Below are 7,884 nucleotides of genomic sequence, written 5' to 3' on the forward strand. Positions count from 1 at the left end.
CAAAATTACGTGGAAGAATTAAATCTGTAATAGACAGAAAGGGCAGCAGCTAACAAGGGTTTGGCAAAATGGGGGCAGAAGTGCTAAATTGAGCATTTGTACTTCTATTTGGCATTTGTGCTAAATTGAACATTTATGCTTCTAATTCCCCCACTTCGCCAAGCCCCAATCCGTTATGCGTCAGCTTGACAACCGCGACAGAAAACAGAATGAAAAAATAACCAATAAAAGTAAATATATTATGAAAATTAAAATGCTCCTATTATTATCAGTTTTGACTTTAGCAAGTTGCAATGAAAAGAAAGAACAAATTCAAGAATTCAAAATAGATGTAAAAACTGAAGAAGTTTCTGAAAACAATTACAAAGTAAATATCAAAACTAATTTTCCAGAAAACACTTCTTTTACAATTGACGTTCAAAGAGATTATAAACGTAAAAATAGTTCTGAACAATATGCTGGAGAACATTATTCTGAATTTTCAACTTTAGTAAAAAACGGTGAAATAAATTTTGATTTTAAAGCGGATGATTCAAAATGGATAAATGATTATAAAAATCATCAAAAAGAAAATGGAAATTTTGATAAGACCTTAACTGATATAGATTTTGAAACGGTAAAAGACACTTTAGAAATATCCGTTTTATATACTCCAATGGGAGAAAAAAATGAAGAAAACATTGAGTTAATTGGTAAAAACGGTGAGTTTTTAAAAGGCGATGGAATGGAAAAAAACGGAACTTTTAATGTTTTCAGAAAAACAATCAAAATCTACAACAAGTTTAAGAAATAAACAAAACAATTATGTCTGTAAACGCAATTCCAAATCCCAAAAAGACAATTCAAGTTGATTTTCCTATCGAAAGAGTAAAGTTAAGCGTAAAAAACATAAACTTAATTAGCTCAAAATATGACTTTTCAACTTCTAACGAAATATTTAATCAATATACCTATAGTGCATTAGAATTATTAAGTTTAGGCGTTTATGTAGATATTAATTTAAATAGCATTAGTGAGTTTAAAACTGAAATTACTGTTGAAATTAGAAGAAAAATTGGCAGTTTTAATCAATCTTACGAAATTACAAAAGCAAATGACCATATAGTCAGTGTTTATGATTGTATTGCTAAATTAACTAGTAAAAGTCCTGAAGAAATTGAAAATCTAAAAAATGAACAGATTGAGAAATTAAAACCTTCAAAAAAACCAAGTAATTTAAGTAGAAACAATTCAAATACTCAAACCTCGACTACAAATGCTTGGTATGAAAAAAATTGGCTTGTAATATTTTTATGTGTCGTTTTTTTTCCTGTTGGTCTTTATGCTCTATGGAAAAACACAACTATTGCTAATATTTGGAAATTTGCTATAACATCGCTAATTGCAATTATAATTATTGCCAATTGGGGAGATAGTTCAAAAATTGGAAAATACACAAAAGAGGAATTGCCCAAAGATTTTTCATACAATATAGTAAAAGATGAGAGTAATGTAGCACTAGAAAAAAATCAATTAGAAATTGAATTAAACCAAAAGTTAACAGAAGGACAAATAGCAACTCTTGCTGAACAATTATTTAACTCAAAAGAAAAGCAAAGGAGATTTTACATTTTTTATAAACTCAAAGGAGTAGAAAATAGTGTAGCAGCTTGGGCTACAAGTCATTTCGACCCAGAATTAGAAATTGGCATTACTGGTTCGACTACAGAGGAAGACGTAAATAAAGACAAACTTTCCGAAAAAATTGATGGCAAAGTGGTTGGCAAATGGGACGAAAATAAATACGCTTTTTCAAATCTGATAATCTACAAAAAAGACAACAAAACTTTTATAAAAACAGTTTATAAAAATGGACAAACTTCCGACGAAGAACTTAAAGAAAGTGAAACCGAAAAAGGAATAAGATATGATTATAAAGATGGCGGATATAATGGAGAATATTTTATATTGAACAATGAGAAAGGACTTGAATTATACAATAGTGAAAATAAAAATTTTACAACTGCAACTCCTAAATAAAAAGCCGAACGCATAACAGCAGTTTGGCAATATGGCGGGTTTTGGGCTTAATTTAAAGTTGGTTTTGTACTTGCGAAGTCAGTGTTTAACCGAAAGTTTAGGCTTCCTTAATCCGCCACATCGCCAAGCTGCGAAACGTTGGGCGACATTTTACCCAAAAAAAGGAAAAAAAAATATAAACCAAATTAACAATTAACCAAATGAAAAGAAAAATTTTATTATCTATTAAGATTTTAATGATTGTAATCTTAACAAGTTGTTCAGGAAAAAGAAGTGATCCAAGTGGCTCATATTACGGTGGTCCGCCATTAACACCAAACGTTTATTTGTACACATTCAATGAAAACGGAACCGTACAAGTTTGTCAAAATGGAACAGTTGTATCTTGTTGCACTGAAAATGGAACGTGGTCAACTGACGAAAAAGGTAATATAACAATATCAGGATTAAATTCTGGTTGTGAATTTATGAAATCTTTAAACGGAACTTACTACGTATGTGATAGTCCAGATTGTATTCCAAGTGGAAAGGGATATTTATACAATGACATTCATATTTGGCCAAATAAAGATTAGAAAATGAAAAAACATTATTTAACATCGATATTTATATTATTACTATTTGTAAATTGTCAAAAACAAATTAATTCTGCGGAAGAAGCAAAAGAAATCATTTGTAATACCGAATGGGAACATCCTTATGAATTGAATGACATTGGGTTGGAGAATGCAAGTACATATACATATTTTAGTTCAGATAATTTGTGTTATACATATGCTAATAAAGGAGATTATAAAACACTACCTAAAACTGAAGGATTAAAATACGAAATACACTTTGAAAAAGGAGAACATAATTTAGTTCAGATATGTGTAAATGGTTGCAATAATCCAAATACTTATTATTTAGAAAATAATGACAAATTAATGTTCGTTCAATATGGTAGCGAAATAAGAACAGAACCTTTAATTAAAGTTAAGTAATTTTAAAAAAGTCTTTTTAAGACTTTTTTAAAATTGAATAAATTACTGTGAATTCATCTTCTATTCTTTTATAACCTAAAATTTTTAATACTGTTCCTATTTGTTCAGAAGTAGGAACAGTGTCAAAATTTTCAAAATAATTAGAATTTAGTCTCATCCAATCTTTAACTTTAATTTTTTTATTATTACAAATAATAAAATGTTTTCTGTAAGGTTTTCTCATATTTAATGTTTTATTTCTTATAATATATAACAAAAAAATCATAAAAACTAACAAAAAATGTTAAATTAATAAATAAAAACGATCGCCCAACAGCCGTTTTGCGCTATTGCGAGAAAAGTGCAAAATTCACGTTTATCTTTCGCAAGAAGTTTTACTTTAGCAGAAAATACGCAGTTCCGAAGCTCGCAACAGACGCAAAGCGGCGAAACGTTGGTGGCAAGCTGTCGAAAAATCTGCATAAAAAGAACAATCGTTTGAAGAAAATTTGTAATTTTGAAAAAAAGATAAAAAAATATGGATTTGCAAACTCGAAAAATAAATTTTGTTCAAGATTTTCTAAAGTTAGAAAGTGAAAAGGCTATTTCTCATTTTGAAAAACTATTACAAAAAGAAAACCAAAACATTTTGGAATTCAAACCAATGACAATGAAAGATTTTCAAAAAAGGATTAATAAGTCTACTGAGGATTCTGAAAATGGAAGATTGACTGAAAATAGTAAATTAACATCCGAAATAGAAAAATGGAGTTAAAAATTTATTGGACTAATTTTTCTAAAAGTGAGCTAAAGAATATATTCGATTATTACAAAGAAAAAGCAAGCTTAAATGTTGCTCGAAATATTGTTCTTGGTATTACAAAAGAAGCGGAAAAACTTAAAAATCAGCCAACAATTGGACAAGAAGAAGAATTATTAGAAAACGATTCAAGAGAATTTCGATATTTAGTTTTTAAAAGTTACAAAATCATTTATTTAGTAAATATGGAAAAAAATCAAATTGAAATTTTTGATGTTTTTGACACTCGACAAAATCCAATAAAAATGAAACGAGTAAAATAAGCCAGCCACCAACACACGTTTGGCGCAATTGCGAATTTTGTGGTAAATTCACGTTCACGTTTCGCAAGAAATATTATCTTAGTGGAAAATAATCAGTTCCGAAGTTCGCAACTGACGCTAAGCGCGGGAACGTTGGCAGATATATTATGACGAAACTACAAAAAATCACATTTATCATAACAATTATACTTTTTGCAAGTTGCGAAAAGAAAATTAGCGAAGTAGATTTCGAAAGAAATGTAATGACAGAAATATTACCTACTTTAATTTACTCAACTTGTATTGACAGAAGAATTATGCTAAACTTTCCACCTAAATATGGTGAATTAATTTATGACAAAGAAGGTCGTTATGTAAAAACTGACTCAACTAAAGCAACCGAAAAAGAGAAACTGAATTTACTTGAATGGAAAAAGAAAACTTTAGAAATTAAAAATGACACTTCAAAAATTATCATTGCGTTTGAATCAAAAATAAAACATAATAAAGAAGATATAAAAGATGATTTTGAAAAGCATTTCAAAGGTTCAAAATTACAGAAAATAAATAAAAAAGATAATTTAGAATATATTTTAGACTTTGAAAATATAAAACTGAAAAATAGGTTTGAACTTAAAAATTTGAAAGAATTTCCAAAACGAGATCAAATTTGGGAAACTAAATATGAGTTTAACTTTTCAGGTGTTGCTTATTTTACAAAGATACAATTTGACACAAACAAAAAATTTGGAATACTTGATGGAGGTTTTATGTGTGGCGGAAAATGTGGACAAGGATTCAGAATTTACATAAAAAAAGAAAACGGAAAATGGAAAGTTGATAAAGTTGAAGGAACTTGGATTTCATAAAAGAAATACATCTGCCAACAGCGGTTTCAAGAAATGGCGAGAAATGTGGTAAATTCACGTTTTTCTTTCCCAAGAAATATTGTATTATTGGAATTGAGCGGTTACGAAGTTCTCAACTTCTTAATGCTACAATATGTTAGCAGTAATTTTATGAGAAACCAAAAGAACGGGAGACGGACAAAATTTAACAATCAAATTTCTCAACTTCGCTTTTAAGAAAGGCAATTTGTTTTTTGACTGCTTTTAATTCATTTATTTTTTCTTCTATTTGTAGCAATTTATTGTCTAAAATAACCAACTTTTTTTCTTTGGTTATTCGTTTGCTATACCAAGCATCAATAAGTTCTTTTACTTCGGATAATGTAAAACCTACAGACTTGGCGTCTCTTATCAAGTCTAACTTGTCAATTACTTCATCATCGTAATACGTATAATTATTGCTTTTTACATCCGTTTTTTTCTTTCCAGTAAACAAACCAGATTTTTCGTAAAACCTTATAGTTGCTATTGGAATTCCAGTTTCTTTAGATAGTTGATTTATTAATTTCATAATTGTTAATAACTTTTTTGTACTATGAACTGTACTTCATACTTTATGGTTGCAAATATAACACTTACTTTTGCATTTCAATCTTAAAAATAAAAAAATGAGTAAAACAATTTTAATAACAGGGGCATCAACAGGAATTGGAAAACTTACTGCAATATACTTTGCCGAAAAAGGGTGGAATGTTTCAGCAACAATGAGAACAACAGAAAAGGGAAGGGGCTTATTGAAATATTCAAACCTAAAAGTATTTGCATTAGACGTGATGGATGAAACAAGTATCAGTCAAGCAATAGATGCAACTATTTCCGCATTTGGAACAATTGACGTGTTGTTTAATAATGCAGGTTATGGTTTGGTTGGTGCATTTGAAGCAATGAGCCAAGTACAAATCAAAAAGCAATTTGACACTAATGTTTTTGGTGTTATGAATGTAACAAAAGTCATTTTGCCTCATTTTAGAGCTAAGAAAAGCGGAATGATTATCAACACTACATCAATGGGTGGCCTTATTACATTTCCACTATATAGTGTATATCATAGCACTAAATGGGCTTTGGAAGGTTTTATGGAAAGTTTACAATTTGAATTAAAACAATTTAACATCAAAGTTAAAAATATTGAACCGGGCGCTATAAAAACAGAATTTGAAAATGCCATTGACTTCGTTTCTACAAAAGATTATGATAATTACACCATTCAAGCACATAAAAATATGTTAGACACATACAAAACTGCACCAACAGGCGAAGTAGTAGCCAAAAAAGTTTGGCAAGCAGCAAATGATAATACATATAGATTGCGTTATGCAGTTGGTGGACAAGGTCCAATTTTGTTATTTATGCGTTGGTTATTGCCACTTTCTTGGTTTACAAAAATGGTAAGCAGTCAAGTTGAAAAAGGAATTAAATACTAACATTGTGAAATCTATATCTGACTATTTTAATGCAGAAAAATTTGAAAGCCTATTCTTCGTAGGTGTTGGAATTATTTCTATTGCATTAGGAATATATTTTTGGTTCATCATAAAAGAACCATTTTACAAAGGAGTTACTATTCCTTTGATATTGGTTGCGTTGATACAATTTTCAGTAGGCTTGACAGTTTATTTTAGAAGCCAAAAAGACATTTTAATGGTAGAAAATTTGATAAAAAAAGAACCTTTTAAAATACAAATCGAAGAAATTCCTCGAATGAATGTTGTTATGAAAAATTTTGTTATTTATAGATATGTTGAAATTGCATTAATGCTTTGCGGACTAATCTTGTTTCTCGTTTTTCCAAGTCAAACTTTTTAGAAAGGTTTAGGAATTGGACTATTTATTCAAGCAAGTTTAATGCTTTTATTGGATTATTTTGCAAAAAAACGTGGAACAGAATATTTAAAACATTTAACAACATTGACCAAATAAAGATTTCTGCTAACAGGCGTTTACTAAGATTGGGGATTTAGTAGAATTACCGTTTTTTCACTACATTTACGTTAAGCCGAAAATACTCGGCTTCGAAAGTCCCCAACTTCGGCAAGCGCCAAGATGTAATGATTTCACACCTTGAATTATTACTAAACTATTGTGACAGGTTTTATAACAGACAATTTCTAACCAGAAAAAAAGTAGGAAATGATTTGTTGAGTAAGATGTAAGAACTGCTTGACGAATATTTTAAAAACAACAAAATTATAGAATCAGGTCTGAAAATGTAATTTAACTTTATTTACATATCCATAATAGTGTTGGCTAAAATTCTATACATTTACAATAAATAAAAAAAATCATGAAAATTTTAAAATCTACTATAATTGTGCTTTCATTATTGTTATTTATTCAATGCAAAAATGTAGATAAACCTATTGTTTCTACAACTTATATTGATAGTTTACTAACAAACTACGGAACTCCAACTGCGATTACTTTCAATCAAAAAGAGTTACAATTTTGGAAAAGTAGAATTCAAAAAAATAGTTTTGATATTGTAAACGAATCAAAGTATGCTTCAAATTTAGTTGGAAGATTTAATTTATTAGGCGATTTGAACGATGTAAAAATGGCTGATAGTATACTAATTAATATTGAAAAAAAATTTAATAATAAAGAAGCTGGAATTTATTTAAGCCTTGTATCTAATTCGATTTTACAGCATCATTTCAAAAAAGCAAATGATTATTTACAAAAAGCAAAAACTATTGGAATAAGAAAAGCAGAAGATAATACACTTACTTTTGACGTTGATTTTGAATTAGGGAATATTGAAAATGCTACTGCTAATTTAGACGAAATGAAGGAAAATTTCGATTTTGGTTATCAATTTAGAAAATCAAAATTGAGTCATTATAATGGAAACCTAGAGGAATCTATAGCTTTTATGCAAAAAGCAACTGAAATTGCTGGAGATAATGTTGCGGCAAGAAACATTGCTTTATCAA

At 28.9% G+C, this 7,884-nt stretch carries 12 protein-coding genes and 1 pseudogene; 11 read left to right on the forward strand and 2 right to left on the reverse strand.

The window, feature by feature from the left end:
• The first annotated feature begins 241 nt into the window (after positions 1–241).
• From ABI549_RS12765 to ABI549_RS12780, 4 genes are all read left to right on the forward strand, one after another.
• A complete protein-coding gene (locus ABI549_RS12765; protein WP_348076845.1) occupies positions 242–793 on the forward strand; it encodes a hypothetical protein in 552 nt (183 codons plus the stop codon).
• A gap of 11 nt (positions 794–804) precedes the next feature.
• Positions 805–2,019 (forward strand): hypothetical protein, encoded by a 1,215-nt coding sequence (locus tag ABI549_RS12770; RefSeq protein WP_348076846.1) that lies wholly within the window; start codon positions 805–807, stop codon positions 2,017–2,019.
• 200 nt (positions 2,020–2,219) lie between these two features.
• Positions 2,220–2,594, forward strand: a complete 375-nt coding sequence (locus tag ABI549_RS12775) for a hypothetical protein (protein ID WP_348076847.1) — start codon at positions 2,220–2,222, stop codon at positions 2,592–2,594.
• A 3-nt stretch (positions 2,595–2,597) separates the two neighbouring features.
• Complete coding sequence (locus tag ABI549_RS12780; protein ID WP_348076848.1) at positions 2,598–3,002, forward strand: hypothetical protein; 405 nt, start codon at positions 2,598–2,600, stop codon at positions 3,000–3,002.
• A 16-nt stretch (positions 3,003–3,018) separates the two neighbouring features.
• On the opposite strand, the gene ABI549_RS12785 is transcribed toward ABI549_RS12780, so the two are convergent.
• Complete coding sequence (locus ABI549_RS12785; protein WP_348076849.1) at positions 3,019–3,225, reverse strand: hypothetical protein; 207 nt, start codon at positions 3,223–3,225, stop codon at positions 3,019–3,021.
• A 294-nt stretch (positions 3,226–3,519) separates the two neighbouring features.
• Here ABI549_RS12785 and ABI549_RS12790 point away from each other — a divergent pair, with 294 nt between their 5' ends.
• The 3 genes from ABI549_RS12790 to ABI549_RS12800 all read left to right on the forward strand — a co-directional run bounded on the left by ABI549_RS12790 (position 3,520) and on the right by ABI549_RS12800 (position 4,912).
• Positions 3,520–3,756, forward strand: a complete 237-nt coding sequence (locus tag ABI549_RS12790) for a hypothetical protein (RefSeq protein ID WP_348076850.1) — start codon at positions 3,520–3,522, stop codon at positions 3,754–3,756.
• Positions 3,747–4,064: a type II toxin-antitoxin system RelE/ParE family toxin gene (locus tag ABI549_RS12795; protein ID WP_348076851.1), complete on the forward strand. Its 318-nt coding sequence runs from the start codon at positions 3,747–3,749 to the stop codon at positions 4,062–4,064. The genes ABI549_RS12790 and ABI549_RS12795 overlap by 10 nt, the downstream gene beginning before the upstream one ends.
• Before the next feature lie 146 nt (positions 4,065–4,210).
• Entirely contained in the window at positions 4,211–4,912 is a 702-nt protein-coding gene (locus ABI549_RS12800) for a hypothetical protein (protein ID WP_348076852.1), read from the forward strand.
• 184 nt (positions 4,913–5,096) lie between these two features.
• Here ABI549_RS12800 and ABI549_RS12805 read toward each other — a convergent pair whose 3' ends face one another.
• On the reverse strand, positions 5,097–5,462 hold the full coding sequence (locus tag ABI549_RS12805) for a MerR family transcriptional regulator (RefSeq protein WP_348076853.1): 366 nt from the start codon (positions 5,460–5,462) through the stop codon (positions 5,097–5,099).
• A gap of 97 nt (positions 5,463–5,559) precedes the next feature.
• Here ABI549_RS12805 and ABI549_RS12810 point away from each other — a divergent pair, with 97 nt between their 5' ends.
• From ABI549_RS12810 to ABI549_RS12825, 4 genes and pseudogenes are all read left to right on the forward strand, one after another.
• Positions 5,560–6,375: an SDR family oxidoreductase gene (locus ABI549_RS12810; protein WP_348076854.1), complete on the forward strand. Its 816-nt coding sequence runs from the start codon at positions 5,560–5,562 to the stop codon at positions 6,373–6,375.
• Between the two features lie 4 nt (positions 6,376–6,379).
• On the forward strand, positions 6,380–6,757 hold the full coding sequence (locus tag ABI549_RS12815) for a hypothetical protein (protein WP_348076855.1): 378 nt from the start codon (positions 6,380–6,382) through the stop codon (positions 6,755–6,757).
• 233 nt (positions 6,758–6,990) lie between these two features.
• Positions 6,991–7,101: pseudogene (locus ABI549_RS12820) on the forward strand (AraC family transcriptional regulator); the annotation flags it as partial.
• A 134-nt stretch (positions 7,102–7,235) separates the two neighbouring features.
• The coding region (locus tag ABI549_RS12825) for a hypothetical protein (protein WP_348076856.1) at positions 7,236–7,884 on the forward strand (649 nt) is incomplete at its 3' end.

Origin of the sequence: Flavobacterium sp. (genome assembly GCF_039932285.1) — a bacterium.
Taxonomy (GTDB): Bacteria; Bacteroidota; Bacteroidia; order Flavobacteriales; family Flavobacteriaceae; genus Flavobacterium.

Bases quoted from the DNA above. Each gene is read 5' to 3' on its own strand.
- ABI549_RS12770 (WP_348076846.1), top strand. From the start codon at position 805: ATGTCTGTAAACGCAATTCCAAATCCCAAAAAGACAATTCAAGTTGAT.
- ABI549_RS12800 (WP_348076852.1), top strand. From the start codon at position 4,211: ATGACGAAACTACAAAAAATCACATTTATCATAACAATTATACTTTTT.
- ABI549_RS12785 (WP_348076849.1), bottom strand. From the start codon at position 3,225: ATGAGAAAACCTTACAGAAAACATTTTATTATTTGTAATAATAAAAAA.
- ABI549_RS12805 (WP_348076853.1), bottom strand. From the start codon at position 5,462: ATGAAATTAATAAATCAACTATCTAAAGAAACTGGAATTCCAATAGCA.
- ABI549_RS12790 (WP_348076850.1), top strand. From the start codon at position 3,520: ATGGATTTGCAAACTCGAAAAATAAATTTTGTTCAAGATTTTCTAAAG.
- ABI549_RS12810 (WP_348076854.1), top strand. From the start codon at position 5,560: ATGAGTAAAACAATTTTAATAACAGGGGCATCAACAGGAATTGGAAAA.
- ABI549_RS12775 (WP_348076847.1), top strand. From the start codon at position 2,220: ATGAAAAGAAAAATTTTATTATCTATTAAGATTTTAATGATTGTAATC.
- ABI549_RS12795 (WP_348076851.1), top strand. From the start codon at position 3,747: ATGGAGTTAAAAATTTATTGGACTAATTTTTCTAAAAGTGAGCTAAAG.
- ABI549_RS12780 (WP_348076848.1), top strand. From the start codon at position 2,598: ATGAAAAAACATTATTTAACATCGATATTTATATTATTACTATTTGTA.
- ABI549_RS12765 (WP_348076845.1), top strand. From the start codon at position 242: ATGAAAATTAAAATGCTCCTATTATTATCAGTTTTGACTTTAGCAAGT.